General features: G+C 40.0%; 14 protein-coding genes. 3 read left to right on the top strand and 11 right to left on the bottom strand.

The features are described from left to right. Positions 1–37 precede the first annotated feature (37 nt). The 5 genes from atpH to R2Q85_RS20025 all read right to left on the bottom strand — a co-directional run bounded on the left by atpH (position 38) and on the right by R2Q85_RS20025 (position 3,258). Positions 38–586: an ATP synthase F1 subunit delta gene (gene atpH / locus R2Q85_RS20045; protein ID WP_316813576.1), complete on the bottom strand. Its 549-nt coding sequence runs from the start codon at positions 584–586 to the stop codon at positions 38–40. Between the two features lie 32 nt (positions 587–618). Beyond that, the gene (locus R2Q85_RS20040) at positions 619–1,116 is read right to left on the bottom strand and encodes a F0F1 ATP synthase subunit B (protein ID WP_316813575.1); all 498 of its coding nucleotides are present in this window, start codon (positions 1,114–1,116) and stop codon (positions 619–621) included. Positions 1,117–1,203: 87 nt separating this feature from the next. Continuing rightward, complete coding sequence (gene atpE, locus R2Q85_RS20035) at positions 1,204–1,416, bottom strand: ATP synthase F0 subunit C (protein WP_012780570.1); 213 nt, start codon at positions 1,414–1,416, stop codon at positions 1,204–1,206. A gap of 42 nt (positions 1,417–1,458) precedes the next feature. Further along, positions 1,459–2,583, bottom strand: a complete 1,125-nt coding sequence (gene atpB, locus R2Q85_RS20030; protein ID WP_316813574.1) for a F0F1 ATP synthase subunit A — start codon at positions 2,581–2,583, stop codon at positions 1,459–1,461. 450 nt (positions 2,584–3,033) lie between these two features. Further along, on the bottom strand, positions 3,034–3,258 hold the full coding sequence (locus R2Q85_RS20025) for an AtpZ/AtpI family protein (RefSeq protein WP_316813573.1): 225 nt from the start codon (positions 3,256–3,258) through the stop codon (positions 3,034–3,036). Positions 3,259–3,465: 207 nt separating this feature from the next. Here R2Q85_RS20025 and R2Q85_RS20020 point away from each other — a divergent pair, with 207 nt between their 5' ends. The 3 genes from R2Q85_RS20020 to uvrC are packed head-to-tail and all read left to right on the top strand — an operon-like array spanning position 3,466 to position 10,164. After that, complete coding sequence (locus tag R2Q85_RS20020) at positions 3,466–6,123, top strand: tetratricopeptide repeat protein (RefSeq protein ID WP_316813572.1); 2,658 nt, start codon at positions 3,466–3,468, stop codon at positions 6,121–6,123. A gap of 1 nt (position 6,124) precedes the next feature. Then, entirely contained in the window at positions 6,125–8,344 is a 2,220-nt protein-coding gene (locus tag R2Q85_RS20015; RefSeq protein ID WP_316813571.1) for a transglycosylase domain-containing protein, read from the top strand. 23 nt (positions 8,345–8,367) lie between these two features. Continuing rightward, positions 8,368–10,164 (top strand): excinuclease ABC subunit UvrC, encoded by a 1,797-nt coding sequence (gene uvrC, locus R2Q85_RS20010; protein ID WP_316813570.1) that lies wholly within the window; start codon positions 8,368–8,370, stop codon positions 10,162–10,164. Between the two features lie 52 nt (positions 10,165–10,216). On the opposite strand, the gene gldN is transcribed toward uvrC, so the two are convergent. From gldN to R2Q85_RS19980, 6 genes are all read right to left on the bottom strand, one after another. Then, on the bottom strand, positions 10,217–11,104 hold the full coding sequence (gene gldN / locus R2Q85_RS20005; protein ID WP_316813569.1) for a gliding motility protein GldN: 888 nt from the start codon (positions 11,102–11,104) through the stop codon (positions 10,217–10,219). Positions 11,105–11,110: 6 nt separating this feature from the next. Further along, on the bottom strand, positions 11,111–12,652 hold the full coding sequence (gene gldM, locus R2Q85_RS20000) for a gliding motility protein GldM (RefSeq protein ID WP_316813568.1): 1,542 nt from the start codon (positions 12,650–12,652) through the stop codon (positions 11,111–11,113). 46 nt (positions 12,653–12,698) lie between these two features. Continuing rightward, positions 12,699–13,511 (bottom strand): gliding motility protein GldL, encoded by an 813-nt coding sequence (gldL, locus tag R2Q85_RS19995; protein WP_316813567.1) that lies wholly within the window; start codon positions 13,509–13,511, stop codon positions 12,699–12,701. Between the two features lie 39 nt (positions 13,512–13,550). Beyond that, positions 13,551–14,918: an SUMF1/EgtB/PvdO family nonheme iron enzyme gene (locus R2Q85_RS19990; RefSeq protein ID WP_316813566.1), complete on the bottom strand. Its 1,368-nt coding sequence runs from the start codon at positions 14,916–14,918 to the stop codon at positions 13,551–13,553. Between the two features lie 169 nt (positions 14,919–15,087). Beyond that, a complete protein-coding gene (locus tag R2Q85_RS19985) occupies positions 15,088–15,858 on the bottom strand; it encodes a uroporphyrinogen-III synthase (RefSeq protein ID WP_316813565.1) in 771 nt (256 codons plus the stop codon). An 18-nt stretch (positions 15,859–15,876) separates the two neighbouring features. Further along, positions 15,877–16,854, bottom strand: a complete 978-nt coding sequence (locus R2Q85_RS19980; protein ID WP_316813564.1) for a DUF4271 domain-containing protein — start codon at positions 16,852–16,854, stop codon at positions 15,877–15,879. Positions 16,855–16,893 lie beyond the last annotated feature (39 nt).

The raw sequence follows: 16,893 nt of genomic DNA, 5'->3' as shown, positions 1-16,893 counted from the left end.
TAAATTCAGTAATTGTTATCTTTTATTCTGCCCTTGTTTAAACAACACCCTGGGCAAATTCTTTTTTAAGTTTACTTAAACCGCTGGCAATACTTGCATCAAATTGCTTATCACCAACTTTTAAAATAAAGCCGCCTATCAGTTTATCATTTACTTTTTCTTTAATGACAACTTCATTGGCACCGATTTCTTTTTTTACTATCGCTACAATCTCAGCCCTGCTTTCAGCAGTAAGTTCAGTAGCGGTTGTTACATGAGCAGTTACAATCCCTTTAATTGCATTGTACTGAGCAATAAAAGCCTTTGTTGTATCAAATATAATAGCTGAACGGCCTTTACTTACAATCAGCTTTAAAAAAGCTCTGGTAACCTCATTTACCTTAGCGCCAAATATATTTTCCAGAATTCCAGCCTTTTTATCTAAAGGAACAATAGGATTTTTAAGGATAGCTTCCAATTCAGGGTTCTGATCTATCACCTGCTCTAAAAAAACCATATCATTTTTGATTTCTTCAAAAGCATTGCGCTCTGTTGAAAGATCAATTAATGATTTGGCGTATCTTGATGCTGCTTTATTTTCTGACATTTTTTACGGTATATCTAACTAAACAAAAACAATTAGTTTAATTCAACATCTTTTAAAAGATTAGCAACTAAATCCTCCTGCTTAGCTTTGTCCTGAAGCTGGTTACGCAATACGCGCTCAGCAATATCCAATGACAAGGTTGAAACCTGGTTTTTTAATTCAGCTAAAGCTGCTTTTTTCTGATTTTCAATCTCAATCTTAGCTTTTTCAATCAGTTTGGCACCTTCATTATGCGCCTGAGTTTTTGCTTCGTTGACAATATTGTCTTTCAGGGTTTTTGCTTCTTTCAGGATCAGGTCACGTTCTGCACGGGCCTGCTTAAGCAGTTCCTCATTCTGAGTGGTTAAGCGCGCCATCTCTTGCTTAGCCAATTCGGCTTTGTTAAGCGCTTCGTCAATACTTTGCTCGCGATCGTGAATAGCAGCTAAAATAGGTTTCCATGCAAATTTTTTAAGCAAAATCAATAAACAAATGAATGCTATTGCTGTCCAAAAAACCAATCCTATACTTGGGAGAACTAAAGGGTTCATAATATTTTAAATTCTTAATGTAATTAATCAGACCGGGAAAATAACCAACCGTTAAATTCCCGGTCTTAAAAACAATTCTGGTTGCTATTAAACTTGTAAGCCTAACAGTGCAACTACCACACCGAATAAAGCAGCACCCTCAATAAGGGCAGCAGCAATAATCATTGCAGTTTGAATTTTTGATGCAGCCTCAGGTTGACGGGCAATACCTTCCATTGCTTTACCACCTACTTGACCGATACCGATACCGGCACCAATTACTGCTAAACCGGCACCAATTGCCGCGATTGAACCTACCATAACTAATTTAATTTATATAATTTGTAAAAAATAGTTTTCTAATTAATGATGCTCTTCTACTGCCATACCAATAAATAAGGCAGTAAGTAATGTAAAAATAAAGGCCTGTAAAAATGCAACCAACAATTCCAGCACGTCCATAAACAATACGAAGGCAACTGAAACCGGGGCAATGGCCAATGTTTCAAAAATAAAAATTAAACAAATCAAGCTTAATACAATGATGTGACCAGCTGTAATGTTCGCAAACAAACGGATCATCAACGCAAAAGGCTTAGAAATGATACCAATTAATTCCACAGGAATCATAATCGGATACAACCACCAAGGCACATCTGGTAAAAATATATGTTTCCAGTAGTATTTGTTGCCATTGATATTGACAATGATCATCGTAAACAACGACAGTACAAAAGTTAAAGCAATGTTTCCGGTTACGTTAGCCCCACCTGGAAAAATCGGGATCAAGCCCAGCACGTTGTTGATCCAGATAAAGAAAAACACGGTCAGCAGGTAAGGCATAAACTTAGCATACTTATGACCGATATTTGGCTTTGCGATATCATCCCTTACAAAAACAATGATGGGTTCTACAAAGGATTGCAACCCTTTAGGCGCCTTACCTATACGCTTTTTATAAGCACCCGCTACCGAAATGAAAATCACCAGTATCACTGCAATGGCAATAAACATGGCAGCAACATTTTTAGTAATAGAGATATCGATCAACTTAGCCGATGCTGCTTCATCAACCAGACCGTCAGCCCCAACAATTTTCACTTTATCTTCAACCAGGCGATAGGTGTTTTTTGCACTGGTATAATCATGTTCTCCATGATGAAAATGTCCCGATGAAAAAAGATCAAACCCAGCAGGAGTATACACAATTACAGGAAGCGGCATAGAAACATGCCCCCAGAAATGCCACATGTGCGAATCCGCAATGTGTTCCATAATTACCTTAGTAGGCTCAAATTTTTCTTTTTCATGTTTTACCTCATGCGATCCCGCTTCAGCAGGCGCAGCTAAAACGGCGGTATCCTGAGCAGTAATCATACTGTCAACCTGTGCAAAAGCTGGCGACACAATAGAAAAAAACGCTAAAAAAAGCGTAAAAACAACAATTAACCTATTCACTTTAAACTCAAAAACGTGGCTACAATCCATTTAGTCGCAGATTTTTACTATTTATTTTGGTGGCGCAAGTTACGTAACAAAGAGTATATTTCAAAGAAGCTGAACAATAAATATAAAGAAAAAAAATTTAGCACCATAACTATGCCTTTTTCTTTACTGTTCAAGCTGTAAATCAGGACAAAAGCCATAGAAAAAATCATTTTCAACGCAATAGACCCCATAATGGCCATAATTCCTGTTTCGGGATTCCGTTTTATGCCTAAATCTGCCAGTACATATGCGATAAAAGTAATTCCCGCAAAAAAAACAAACAAACCCCAGAAGCTGGATACAAACAGTTTTACACCAGGAAACAAAAAGGGAAGAAAATAAACAATTACCGCTAAAAAGGCAGTATATAACAGGTAAGAAAAAGTAAATTTGGTTAGGCTCAAAGTTGTGCTTTTTCACAAAAGTATACATAACTATCGGCTTCAACAATCAGGAGTCATTTTTATTTAGTTGTTTTACAACCTGGTACATGGAAACCGCTACACCCAGCAAACTTAATGCAGCTGTAAAAATCGGCATTTTGGCATTTCGGTAAGCATCAATTTTATGCCCGATAAAGGCAAAAACACCAATAATAGCGATCATTTGAAAACTAATAGCAGTGTATTTCGCAAAAGCATTCATGCTCTTTTTTCTTTGATTAGGATCTTCCATAAACAGGTATGCTATAAATAAAAACGTGTTTTGTTAAGAAATTATTGATGAATAAAATACTTTTGTATATATATTGTTGTTTACAAGTTTTAACTCATCCTATTGAAAAATTACGCTATTCACAATTTAAAGATAATATTATTTGGCTTATGCGGCTGCATAATATATTCCTGTGGTTCCCAAAAAGACAACGCGACTACCAGGAGCATGCAAAACTTAACCGCCAGGTATAACTATATCTACAATGCTAATGTAATCCTAAATACGCATCAGCAAGAGTTTGCAGAAACCTATGCAGAGAATTATGATCAGGTATTGCGGGTTTACCTTGGTCCGGAAATCGACAGCAATTTTATACCAGCGGCTGGTTCGGGAGGTAAATCCATGGACGAGATCATTAAAAAAGCACAAATCATCATTCTGGAAAAGGGCTACAGCAATTACCTGGACGATGCCTATATCCTGCTCGGAAAAGCCCACTTTTTTAAAGGAAATTATTTCAATGCAGCCGAATACTTTGACTATGTTACCAAAAACTATAAAAACAACACAAAAAGCTATGTTGACGCTTTAAACTGGAAAGCAAGGAGCTTAATGCAGGTAAAGAGGCTAAGTGAGGCCAGGCTAACTTTGGACACGCTTGCGTATGTTATTGCTGATTTAAAAAAGGATAAGGCTGAACCCTTGGCCACATTGGCCCAAATGTGCATTTACAATCAAAAAAATGAAGCCGCTATTGCCTATCTGAAAGATGCAATTGAGGCCAGCCACAACAGCCAGCACAAGATCAGGTGGACCTACATACTCGCACAACTTGCTGAACAGCAGAAAGATTATGCTGCTGCATTAATACATTATAGAAAAGTTCAAAAAAGCAATGCACCTTTCGAGATGTATTTCAATGCAAATCTAAACCGGATCAAGATCAACGCTTTATTAAGTGGCAAAAAGATCAACAAACAGGATGAGCTGATGTCATTATTAAAAGACGATAAAAACACAGACTATACCGATCAGATCTACTATCAGATCGCGGAGAGTTTTGCTGCAGACGAAGCCTACGAAGAAGCTAAAAGATATTATCTCCTCTCGATTCAAAAAAGTACAAAAAACCAATACCAAAAAGGGCTTTCTTATCTGAAAACTGCCGACCTGAATTTCAAACAGTTCCGTGATTACCTGAATGCCAAATTGTATTACGACAGCGCAGTTAATACACTGCCAAAAAGTTATCCAGGCTATAACATTATTCTAAAAAAGAACCAAAATCTGGAATACCTGACCAAACGATACGAGATCATTGCAAAGGAGGATACCCTGCAAGCCATTGCCAAACTTCCTGAACAAGCGCGTCTGGAAAAAATACAAGCAATTTTTAATCCTGCTGACAAGTCCGGCAGTAGTGGTACAAATACCAGCTTACCGGCTTTTAACGAGTCTGGTAGCAGCAGGCCTCAGGCTACAGGGACTTTCTATTTCAGCAATGCCGCCGCTATAAGCAAAGGCTTTTCAGACTTTAAGAAGAAGTGGGGAAATAGAAAACTGGAAAATAACTGGCGCCAGAGCATCCGTTCATCTGCCCAGGCCACCAATCAGGACATCACAAATAACATGGCTACCGCTTCGGCCAGCACCGCAGGCACAAACAACCCCATACCTGCCGATCAGGCGGCTGAGATTAAAGCCTATAAAGAAGCCTTGCCCCTAAGTCCGGAGCAGTTCACTCAGTCTAATCAAAAGATCATCGACGCCTATTACGATATTGCCGGCTTTTATTTACAGGAGCTGAATGATCCTGAAGAGGCAGAAGAAGTATACCAGGTCCTTTTAGCACGTTTCCCTAATAACCATCATTTGGCAGCTGTCTATTATGGATTATTTCTCATTTATAAAAATAAAGATCAGGCAGGTGCAAATAATTATAAAAACAAGGTGTTAAAAGAATTTCCTGGTTCCATCTATGCAAAAACAATCCTGGATCCGTCCTTTTCTCTAAAACAGACAGAACTTGAAACAGCCATTAATAAAGACTATAACGCCATTTTTGAACAATACCAGAAAAAGGATTTTGAAGGGCTGATGCAGCGGGTTGAGGAAACATTGAAAAGCAACCGCGAAAATTACCTTTCACCTCAATACGCTTATTTAAAAGCAATAGCAATAGGCCGGACAAATCACGTGGACTCTCTTTTGAATGCGTTTAATGCAATAACTACAGCATTCCCCGACGATAAACTGATCAGTCCGCTGGTGAAAGACCATATTGCTTATATCAACCTGCACCTGGCCCATTTTCAAAAGAGAAAAATAGCTTTGACAGATTTTGATCCAAATGAGCCTCCCTTTGGCCTCCATCAACAACCTGTAGCCGCCCTGACGCCCCAGACACCAGCAATAACCCAAGCCGCTGTTCAGCAAAACAATAAACCAGAAGTTCCTGCAACAGCAAATCCGGTAAAAACAGAAAAACCGATAGCGCCACCAACACCAGCTAAAGCAGAAGGTATGTTCAGCACTGCAGCTTCGGTCACCTATTATTATGTTATTGATGTAGCAGATGCTTCATTAACCCTCAGTTCCTCCCGTTTTGGTATCGGACAATTCAACAGAGGGAACTACTCCGGACAGAACTTAAGGCATCAGTTGAAAGAATTTGACAATGATCAGCTCATATATATAGGGAACTTTAGTAATTTTGACGACGCAAAGCGTTATGCGAACGGCATCGGCCCGCAGCTGAAGCAAATAATGAAGGTTCCGGCCAGTATTTATACCGGCTTCGTCATCAGTAAAGAAAATTTCGATAAATTAACCAGTAAAGATATATTGAACAAATACCTAGAATTTTATAAAAACAATTATTAAAATGAACAAAAAACTTTCACAAGAGGACGTCAGGAAGTATAATTATAGATTATGGAAGTTATTGATCGGCGGGATGGTACTGTTTGCACTGTTCATTATGGCAATTGGATTTGGACTATTCGGGGAGTTGCCTTCATTCAGAGATATTGAACACCCTAAAAGTAACCAGGCCTCAGAAATACTGGCAGATGATGAGAGGGTACTGGGCACCTACTTTGTTCAAAACCGTTCTAATGTAAGCTATCAGGAAATTTCCCCTAACGTAATCAATGCTTTAATAGCTACAGAAGATATCCGTTTTAAAGACCATTCGGGTATAGATTTCAAACGCACTTTTACCATATTTCTTTATGCACTTATCGGCAAAAAACAAGGCGGAAGTACCATTACCCAGCAGCTTGCATTAAACCTTTTCTCTGAAGAGGGCAGACAAAAGAATTTTTTAAAGCGCATTCTTCAAAAATTTCAGGAATGGGTAATTGCTGTAAAACTGGAGCGCAACTACACCAAAGAAGAAATATTGGTCATGTACCTGAACACCGTAGATTTCGGAAACCAGGCTTATGGTATAAAATCAGCGGCAAGAGTATATTTCAATACGACCCCGGATAAACTCTCAGTAGCACAATCGGCCACGCTGATTGGCATCCTGAAAGGGATCAGCAGGTATTCCCCAACACGTAATCCTGAACGCTCAATGTCCCGGAGAAATACCATTATGGGTTTAATGGTAAAAGCAGATTTACTTACCCAGCAGCAGTTGGATACAGAGAAAGAAAAGCCGCTTGGCTTAAACTTCAGTGCCGCTACTGTAAATGATGGCATTGCTCCTTATTTTAGGGCCGTATTGAAAGGCGATATCAAAAGGATCTTTCAGGAGCGTTCTATCCTAAACAACGGCGTACCTTATGACCTGGACAGGGATGGGCTTAAGATCTATACCACCTTAAACTACGACATGCAGCTCTATGCCGAAGAAGCGCAAAAAGAGTACATGAAAACCCTGCAACTGTCCTTTACAAAGAGCTGGAAAGGCAGAGACCCTTTTAAAGGAAAGGAAATGCAGATCGAACAGGGGATTAAAAGATCCGACAGGTACAAAGCACTCCAGCTGGAAGGAAAATCAGAAAAAGAAATCAAAGAAGACTTCAATACTCCAACCCGATTGACCATTTTTACCTGGAAAGGAAATGTGGACACATTAATGAAGCCCATCGATTCCGTACGTTATTATAAAATGCTGTTGAGAAACGCTATGATGGCTATGGATCCCCAAACCGGACTGGTAAAAGCATGGGTAGGCGGGATCAATTATGAACATTTTAAATACGATCAGGTAAAGATGGGAACCCGGCAAGTGGGCTCCACAGCCAAGCCTTTTACCTACGCAGTTGCTATTGAAAATGGTTATTCTCCCTGTTACAGCGTACTCAACGAACCTGTAACTATCGAGGTTCCGGGAAGCAAGCCCTGGATACCCAGGTCATCAGGTACTGTTCCCGGCTACCTGACCCTGCAAAAAGCACTCGCCTTATCTCAAAACTATATTGCTGCTTATTTAATGAAACAAGTGGGGCCAACCGCTGTAGCCACGCTCGCTAAGAAAATGGGAATTACCTCTGATGTTCCCGCCTACCCCTCTATCGCCCTTGGCTCTTTTGATGCCTCTGTTTATGATATGGTTGGCGCCTACAGCGTTTTTGCCAATAAGGGTGTATGGACCAAGCCAACCTATATTGTAAGAATAGAGGACAGAAATGGTGTAGTGCTGTATAGTGAAAAGCCAATTCCGGTTCCGGCAATGAATGAGGAAGTGGCTTATGTGATGACCCGCATGCTAAGAGGCGTAGTTACCAGTGGTACAGGGTGGCGATTAGCAGGCAGATATGGTGTCAAAGCGGCTATTGGCGGAAAAACCGGAACTACACAAAACAACTCGGATGGCTGGTTTATGGGCATCAGCCCACAATTGGTTGCCGGAGTATGGACAGGATGTGAAGACCGGGCCTTCCATTTCATCAGCACTGCACAAGGTGATGGGGCTACTACTGCACTACCGATTTTTGCAGGTTTCATGAAACGGGTTTATGCCAATCCAAAGCTAAAAATTTCACAGGCTGATTTTGAGCCTCCTAAAAGCGGTGTATCCATTACCTACGATTGCAATCAATACCAGCAACAGGAGCAAAAAACAGAATTAGACGAAAAATTAGGTTTTTAATAACCTCCAAACATTATTTCCATATGAGTGCTTTCGATCATAAAAAGGCCCTGACCAATATACCCCGCAAACCTGGTATTTACCAGTACTGGGATGTTGAAGGTACGCTTATTTATATCGGTAAAGCTAAGGATCTGAGAAACCGTGTTGGTTCCTATTTTAATAAAGACAACCAGATGAACGGAAAAACCAGGGTACTGGTTTCCCGCATCCGTAAAATCACCTTTACTATTGTTGATACTGAAATTGATGCCTGGCTGCTCGAAAACAGCCTGATCAAAAAGCACCAGCCCAGGTACAACATCCTGCTCAAAGATGACAAGACCTATCCCTGGATCATCATTAAAAAAGAACCCTTTCCACGGGTATACTGGACAAGGAAGATGGTAAAAGACGGATCAACTTATTTTGGCCCTTACGCATCTGTTGGCATGATGCACACCATCATTGACCTCATTAAAGAAACTTATCCCTTAAGAACCTGTAACCTGCCGCTTACAGAAAAAAACATTCAGGATGACAAATTCAAGGTATGCCTGGAATACCAGATCGGCAATTGCAAGGGGCCCTGTCAGGCATATCAGGCAGCAGCAGATTATGAGTCAAACATTGAAGAGATCAAGGATATCCTTAACGGGAAGATTGGCAATGTCATTAAAGATGTAAAACGGATCATTAAAACAGCTGTCGACGACCTAAACTTTGAACTCGCACATCAGTACCAGCGCAAACTGACGGTATTGGAAAAATACCAAAGCAAATCAACTGTGGTCAACAGTGCCATTACTAATATAGATGTGGTAAGCATTGCTTCTGATGAACGTTATGCCTTTGTCAATTACCTTAAGGTAATGAATGGAAGTATCATTCAAACCCAGACTATTGAAATCAAGAAACGTTTGGATGAAACCGACGAAGAACTGCTAACTATTGCCATTACCGAATTTCGCAGCAGGTTTAACAGTACCTCAAAAGAGGTCATTGTTCCTTTTGATATCCTATTGCTCGATGAAACCCTTAAGTTTACAGTGCCTAAACTGGGAGAGAAAAAAAAGTTACTGGAATTATCGCAGAAAAATGTACTGTTCTTTAAAAAAGAGAAATTAAATCAATATGAAAAGCTAAACCCCGATCTGCGTACCGATAGAATCCTATCTCAAATGCAAAAAGATCTCGGGCTTACCAAACTACCCAAACATATCGAATGCTTTGACAACTCCAACTTTCAGGGTAAGTATCCTGTTTCAGCTATTGTAGTTTTTAAAGATGCGAGGCCCTCCAAAAAAGATTACCGGCACTTCAACGTGAAAACGGTAGAAGGACCTAATGATTTTGCTACCATGGAGGAAGCGGTTTACAGGCGTTATAAGCGCATGCTGGAAGAAGAGGACACCTTACCTGAACTGATCATCATTGATGGTGGTAAGGGCCAGCTTTCCTCTGCTATGAGCAGCTTAAAGAAACTAGGTATAGAAAAGCGGGTAACTGTAATCGGAATAGCCAAAAGGTTAGAAGAGCTGTTTTTCCCTGGCGATCCATATCCCCTTTACCTGGATAAAAAATCGGAAACCCTGAAGGTAATCCAGCAACTGCGGGATGAAGCACACCGCTTTGGCATTACTTTCCATAGAAAAAAGAGAGATCAGGGCACCCTAAAAACAGAACTCGAACAAATATCCGGCATCGGAAAAACCACCGCGGATAAATTACTCCGGCATTTCAAATCAGTTAAAAAGATAAAAACAGCCAAAGAAGAAGAATTGACTGCGGTACTGAACAAATCACAGGTGAAAACACTGCTCGATTACTTTGCAAAATAAGAAAGCCTCCATGCAATACATGGAGGCTTTCTTATTTATTGAGCAGGCAAAGCTAATATTCCCATAAACTTTGCTCATAATCTGAAATGGATTTTTTGATCCGCTCAGACTCATATAATTTCCTGGTGTCCTTAGGATCTGTCTGCCCCAATATGTCCACAATATTTTTATTCGCAGGATTTGTTTCTTTTACTACATAACTTGAAAACAAACGTCTCACAAAGAAGTCATCAAAAGTCAGTTGCGAAGCGTCATTAAGTGGGTTAATCAAACGTTTTTTACTCAATAATTCCCTTGCATCATCGTAATAGATCCAGAACACCGGTTGCCAGTTACCTTCTACCATCTTCATAGGGGCCAAACCTACTATTCTGGGCTCAAAGATAGAACGCTTTGTATCCAGGATCCAGTCTTCCTTGATCCTGAATTTTAAAAACTCATCAGACCTCAGTTTTCTAAGTGTAGGTTCTGCAATTTTACCCGTTACAGAATCTGCAACACCCTCGGTTACCCCTCTCGCGCCCTGCAAAGCCTGTTGGGCAGTAAGCGCAATCCGGAATGAATCATTATCTTCCAGTATTTTACCGGCGGTGGTATCCTTTGGAGAATATACCGTCAGCTCCTCATTGCCAACCGCCTCAAGTAAGATGTCAATCAGCTTGGCATCTTCGGCTTTCAATACTGAATTTATCGTATCCCTTAAATCAATCTCACGCCAGATGCGTTTTGCATAGTATACATCTTCTTCCCTAACATCTGCATAAGGAACCATTACCGCACTATCCACATCAGTTCTTACAGAAAAACCATCTTTTGGTGGCGTTTTTATTTTTAGCCTGGCCTTCTTAGCAGAATCCACAGGCATTGCTGTAGTGTTTACCTGAGCAAAAGCACTTATTCCCAGCAACAGAAATCCGATAATACCCACAATCTTCTTCATCACCTATTATTTAGCTACAAATGTAATTCCATCCAAAACCTTCTGTCTGCCATCTGGCCCTTCGCATACAATATCCTTAAATATAATGGTTGCACCGGGTTTAATTGAGTTCAATGCCCCTTTTATTTGTCCACTGAAACCTCCGCCACTATTTGATATAGTCACAGCGTCTGAGCGCGGATTGATAAAAGTAGCTGCAAACCGAATTACCCGGAATTTCACATCAAAAACAAAATCTTCCAGCTGAGTGTCAATCGACCCTGCACCTTCGATCCATTCCAAAGGAACATTACCACCGGATTTACCTTTGATGTAGGCTCTTGGCGTAGGCAATGCCTTAACCCTGAACTGCTGTGCACCCAGGTTTAATGTTTTTCCTCCGTTAGTTGCAGATACATTGATGCTTAAAGTTTTACCAACCTGATCACCACCAACCATAACTGAATATTGCCCGCTTCCAACCTTTTTAATTGATCCTCCGGAAATACCTGCGTTTACACTTTCCAAAGGGAAACCTGCCGCAGATACAGAAAACGGATTGGCAATACCCGCATAAATGACGTTCATCTTATCTGGTGAAACCGTAGCTGAAGGCTTGGCCACCTGATAAGTCTGCTCAGGAGTTTTATACTCCTTTACCTGTCCATCTGTTTGTTTTACCCTGATCACACCCGACCATTTAAAAACCCCTACACTTCCCGTTCCACCAGTATACGTTCCTTTTCCGTCTTTAACAGACAGGGAACTGCCGTTAACAGTGATGACAGGATTAGACCTGGAATCACTTGCCGTTAAAAACACCTGCGCAGTATATGGCTGGCCTTGTATCACATAAGAACTGGGTGCCACAGCAACTGCATCAAACTGATCCAGGTTAACCAATGCTTTATCCATATTGCCAAATAGTTTTTTAACTACTTCAGCTTCCGCATTTTTTACATCCGATTGAATTTTACTTAAAATCGTATTGGCTGCAGTTAACGGGGTTCCTTCACCAAAATTGATGTCTACCCAATCCTTCTTTCCATTTATACCTTTTGCAGCATCCTTTGCTTCCAAAGAAAAGGTTACGCCTGCACGGTCCTTCTCATCCAAAAGGGCTATCAGGTTTTCACGGGTTTCATTAATCTTGACTTTCAGCTTAAAGCCTTCTTTCTGGTTCACCATGATGCCCTGGGCAATGTCCATGTTTTCCCTCAATTTAATGTCGCCAGTTTCCTCATTGATACCCTCTCCTGCCGCAACAAACTTGTCTTTTAATTGCTGAACGTAATTGTTGAGCTCATCAGCATAAGCTTTAGCTTTATTGGCCTTCTCCCATATGGGTTGTGCCCTAGCTGGTTCATCCTTTAATTTTGTGTTTTCAAACGATGAAAATAACTGGTCAACGCTTGTATTAACATTCGTCTTAGACGTAACCAAACTATCATTAATGTTTTTGAAAGCATTCAATATAGTATCTGATACGTTTAAGGCAAGCATCGCCAACAATACCAAATACATGATATTGATCATCTTCTGCCTCGTTGTCTCTTTTCCTCCGGCCATTTCTAATTAGGTCTGTTTGGTTAAATAATAACTTAATGATTGCTAATTATATACGAGGCTGATTCATAGCAGACAGCATATTGCCGTATATGGCATTCAACGAAGACAAGTTTTTGGCCAGTCTACCAACCTCTTCCTTAAATTGTTTTGAATCTTCCATAGATTCATTGAAATTATTCATGGTTAAGGACAGGTTCTGATAAAACTTATTCATTGACTTCAAATGTGCACTTGAATCCTGAAGTTCCAGCTCATATACCGCATTTAATGCCGAAAGGTTTTTAGCCAGGGCATTTACCTGATCATGGTAAGCTGTAGAAGCGGTATTGCTATTACCCATCTCTACCAATTGAGCGGTGGCTTTTTCAAAAGCACCGTTCAGGTGATCAAAATTTGCAGAAGCTGTTTTTAACTTCCCTGTAAATTCGTTCGTGGCTGATGAAGCATCTGCAACGTTTGATATGGCAGCAACTTTATCTCCGAAAGTACGTAAACCAGTGCCCAGGCTTTCGATCAATTCAGGGCCGATCTTAGCGTCCACCAGCATTTTATCTAATGCGGCGGTAGAAGAAAAACCAGCAGAGGCGGCAGCAACCGGTCTGGCCGATGCCTTAGGCAATTCCCCATCAAAATCAGCATTGAGTTCAGGATATACCCTTTCCCATGGCAATTCCTGTTCCGGTTGTCTAAAGCCTGTTAAGAAAAACAGGAAAGCTTCAACACCTAAGCCTATACCAATGGCGTAGTTACCCAATGCACCACCAATATGTAATATTTTAAATAATGCACCCAAAATTACAATACTGGCCCCCCAGGATATCGCCACATGTAACCAATCGAATTTTTTCTTTGCTGCCATTGTCTTCGCTAATAAAGGATTAAGATTTTTTTTAGTTTTTTAGTTTCTGTAAGTGATGTCTGTTCCAGGGTATGCAGAAACACACCTGAAGCCAATATAAGATCTGGCCTGGTCCTGGTACTCATAAGTACCCACTGAATTCTGAAGGAAAAAGCCTATATCTTTCCATGATCCGCCCCTTACTACTTTGCGTTTCATGTATTTACTGTCGCCTGTCTTGGCCACGTAAGTAAAGTTAGGGTTAAAATCGAGCAACATAGGTGCTGCAGACTGGTTGTAAGCCGTTATTGTCCACTCCGCCACGTTACCGGCCATGTTGTATAAGCCATAATCATTAGGAAAATAAGATCTTACATTTACGGTGTACAATCCGCCGTCATCAGAGTAATTTCCACGACCAACTTTAAAGTTTGCCTGCATACATCCTTTAGTATTGCGTACATAAGGTCCGCCCCAAGGATATTTGGTTTTCACATTGCCACCGCGTGCAGCATATTCAAACTGAGCATCGCTTGGCAGTTGATATTCCGGCCTGGCATTAATAGGCTGCTTTCTTGATACCGCAACCGATTCATAAAAACGGGTACGCCATACACAAAAGGCGCTTGCCTGTTCCCAGGTTACCCCAACAACAGGGTAGTCATCATATGAGGGGTGATTAAAATAAGTTTTAACCATAGGATCGTTCTGAGAGTAGGAATAATCTACTTTCCATACCAACGTATCAGGATACACAGAAACAGAAGAATGGTGATTTGGATTACTTGGATCAGGATTATCTGTATAGGTGATGATGAAATCCTGTCTCTTTTTGGAAGGGTCCTTTCTGCCTTCAACAGCCAGGTCAGAACTTACGTAGCTATAAGCATACCTTAATTTTCTGATGTCGATTTCGTCCCTTCCCGGTAAGGCATCAGCACCGCTGTAATACATATCGGTTAACTTACTGCCCAATCCATTATTCTTTTTGCTCCACAGTGCAGATCCGTTACCGATCTTTCTCCAGTCTATATTTCTGTTTGCGCCCAGTGCTGCTCCACCCCCCGGACCCGTTGGTGCAGGCTTAAAATAGGTGGGGGCACCCGAAGGCCCCAGCGCTGTTACCGCAACGGAATCCCTTACCCAATATACAAATTGCCGGTATTCAGCATTTGTAATCTCGGTCTGGTCCATAAAAAAAGCACTGAAAGAAGTCATCCTGGTCGGAGAACTCTGCGTATTGTTGATATCCTCATCAGACATACCGATCAAAGTTCTGCCAGGTGGGATATATACCATTCCCAAAGGGATCCTGTTATTTTTGAATTTCCTATTATAAACTCCAACTAATTCTCCCTGTCCTCCTTTTCCACAGCTCGAAAATAATGCAGCGATAATAATAAAAGCAACAAAGTATACGTTTCTCATATATAGCGTCAAGCAATTTTATAACAATTTTATCAATTTTGATTGATATAAACAATTATTAAGTCATAAAAATGTGACTTAAAATAAAAATAAACACAAGTTTGGCATTTTTATTGTCAAGACCGCTATTTTTAAGAAAATTTTTAAACTATTAGCTAATCGAAAAACTTTATTTATTCGATTTCTTTATATAATTCTCAATTGCCATAATCATAGAGGGCGCTTCCGGCGAAGGAGCGGCGATATCTACAATTAATCCCGCTTCTTTAACGGCTTTGTGGGTATTTAAACCAAACGCGGCAATTCGAGTGTTATTTTGTTTAAAATCGGGGAAATTTGTATACAGTGACTGTATACTAGAGGGACTGAAGAATGCAATCACATCGTAAAAAACTTCAGCAAGATCAGAAAGGTCAGATACCACAGTTCTAAACAAAACTGCTGGCGTAAAATCATACCCATTTTTCTGCAGAAAGTTCATGGTATCTTCAGTAGCAACATCGGAACAAGGATAAAGAAATTTTTCATCAGCATGTTTTTTCAGTACCTCAGCCAGGTCAGCTGCAGTTTGTTTACCAAAAAAGATCTTACGTTTTCTGTATTGAATATACTTCTGTAAGTATAAAGCAGTCGATTCCGAGATGCAAAAGTATTTCAGATCAGCAGGAACATCATACCTCATTTCTTCACAGATCCTAAAGAAATGATCTACCGCATTTCTGCTGGTAAATACTACTGCAGTAAAATCACTTAAAGTAATTTTGTCTTTTCTGAAATCCCTGGCTGGAACTCCTTCAACATGAATGAATGATCTAAAATCAATTTTCAGGTTGTACTTCTTCGCCAAATCAAAATAAGGAGACTTCTCTGTTTCTGGCTTTGGTAAGGTTACCAATATACTTTTAACTTTACGTAACCTATCGTCTGTCATTTCTTGCATTTTACCTAATTACCGCTTTTACAATCCTATTGCCTTGATTAATATTAATATAGGGCAGATTTCGAGGGCACAAAAGTACAAAAATAAATATACTTTTGGAAACCGATAATGAGATAAAATATTTACCCCTGCCCTAATAAATTGAAAAACAAAGACTATGGTCAGTAGAATGAAGGATATGGAGATATAATATGGGCCATACTTTAAAGGAGATAACGCAAAAGCAATAACAAGTGGTATGAACATTAATGCAATGTTAAAATAACTCAAATACAATATCGACACGTATTCATTTACCGGCTTCTGAATGTTAAAAAGATAACCAAGCAGGCGCAGCAAAACAATCTTCAACACATAAAGCACCACAATCAACACAGAAATACTCACATAAAACCGGAATCCGCTATCAGCAAACGAGAGGTGATAATACTGCGTAACCAGGTAAAAGAACATCCCTATGGTAAATCCAAACTGAACAAATAAAAGTAGAAAAGGCCAGGAAGTAAACAAGTTATCTTCCTTATTTAAATTATTTAATATCCGGTTGCTAAAAAACGACTGGACAATAGTTTGCAGCTGCTTGGAAAAAGAAATTTTTAGTGAAGCAAACAACACCAATAATAACGCAATCACGCCAAGCACCCAGATGTTTCCCTTCGGCACTGGCGTACCGGTATGGTATGGATTTAATTTAACATTTGATTCAAAGTCTTTATAGCGGGTAAACAGACCAGATCTTCCATAAGTATTTGCTTTTAAAATGCTATCTATAATGATATGCTTGTTTAACAAGGAGTCTGGAATGATCCAGGTGTGCATCAGGATGGAATCCGTTACAAATTTTTGCCTCGCATAATATGCACTGTCCCTAACTACCCGTTGTGAATAGTATTTCTTTACCGCAACTGTAGTATCCGGCAAAGGGCTGCTAACCTGGGCGCTCGCCTGGTTAAAGCTTGCAACACAAAACAAACAGGCAAATAAAACATTACGCATCAAAGTCATTAACGCAAAAATAGCTTATTCTGCATTAAT

It is taken from the genome of Pedobacter heparinus, from assembly GCF_032678725.1.
GTDB lineage: Bacteria > Bacteroidota > Bacteroidia > Sphingobacteriales > Sphingobacteriaceae > Pedobacter > Pedobacter heparinus_A.
The sequence above is the reverse complement of the archived record's forward strand: the minus strand, read 5'-3'. Positions and strand labels throughout refer to the sequence as shown.

Coding starts and splice junctions, on each gene's coding strand:
- R2Q85_RS20020 (WP_316813572.1), top strand. CDS start 3,466: ATGCAAAACTTAACCGCCAGGTATAACTATATCTACAATGCTAATGTA.
- uvrC (WP_316813570.1), top strand. CDS start 8,368: ATGAGTGCTTTCGATCATAAAAAGGCCCTGACCAATATACCCCGCAAA.
- atpE (WP_012780570.1), bottom strand. CDS start 1,416: ATGGTAGGTTCAATCGCGGCAATTGGTGCCGGTTTAGCAGTAATTGGT.
- R2Q85_RS19985 (WP_316813565.1), bottom strand. CDS start 15,858: ATGCAAGAAATGACAGACGATAGGTTACGTAAAGTTAAAAGTATATTG.
- atpH (WP_316813576.1), bottom strand. CDS start 586: ATGTCAGAAAATAAAGCAGCATCAAGATACGCCAAATCATTAATTGAT.
- gldL (WP_316813567.1), bottom strand. CDS start 13,511: ATGGCAGCAAAGAAAAAATTCGATTGGTTACATGTGGCGATATCCTGG.
- R2Q85_RS20025 (WP_316813573.1), bottom strand. CDS start 3,258: ATGGAAGATCCTAATCAAAGAAAAAAGAGCATGAATGCTTTTGCGAAA.
- gldM (WP_316813568.1), bottom strand. CDS start 12,652: ATGGCCGGAGGAAAAGAGACAACGAGGCAGAAGATGATCAATATCATG.
- R2Q85_RS20040 (WP_316813575.1), bottom strand. CDS start 1,116: ATGAACCCTTTAGTTCTCCCAAGTATAGGATTGGTTTTTTGGACAGCA.
- R2Q85_RS19990 (WP_316813566.1), bottom strand. CDS start 14,918: ATGAGAAACGTATACTTTGTTGCTTTTATTATTATCGCTGCATTATTT.
- atpB (WP_316813574.1), bottom strand. CDS start 2,583: ATGGATTGTAGCCACGTTTTTGAGTTTAAAGTGAATAGGTTAATTGTT.
- R2Q85_RS19980 (WP_316813564.1), bottom strand. CDS start 16,854: ATGCGTAATGTTTTATTTGCCTGTTTGTTTTGTGTTGCAAGCTTTAAC.
- R2Q85_RS20015 (WP_316813571.1), top strand. CDS start 6,125: ATGAACAAAAAACTTTCACAAGAGGACGTCAGGAAGTATAATTATAGA.
- gldN (WP_316813569.1), bottom strand. CDS start 11,104: ATGAAGAAGATTGTGGGTATTATCGGATTTCTGTTGCTGGGAATAAGT.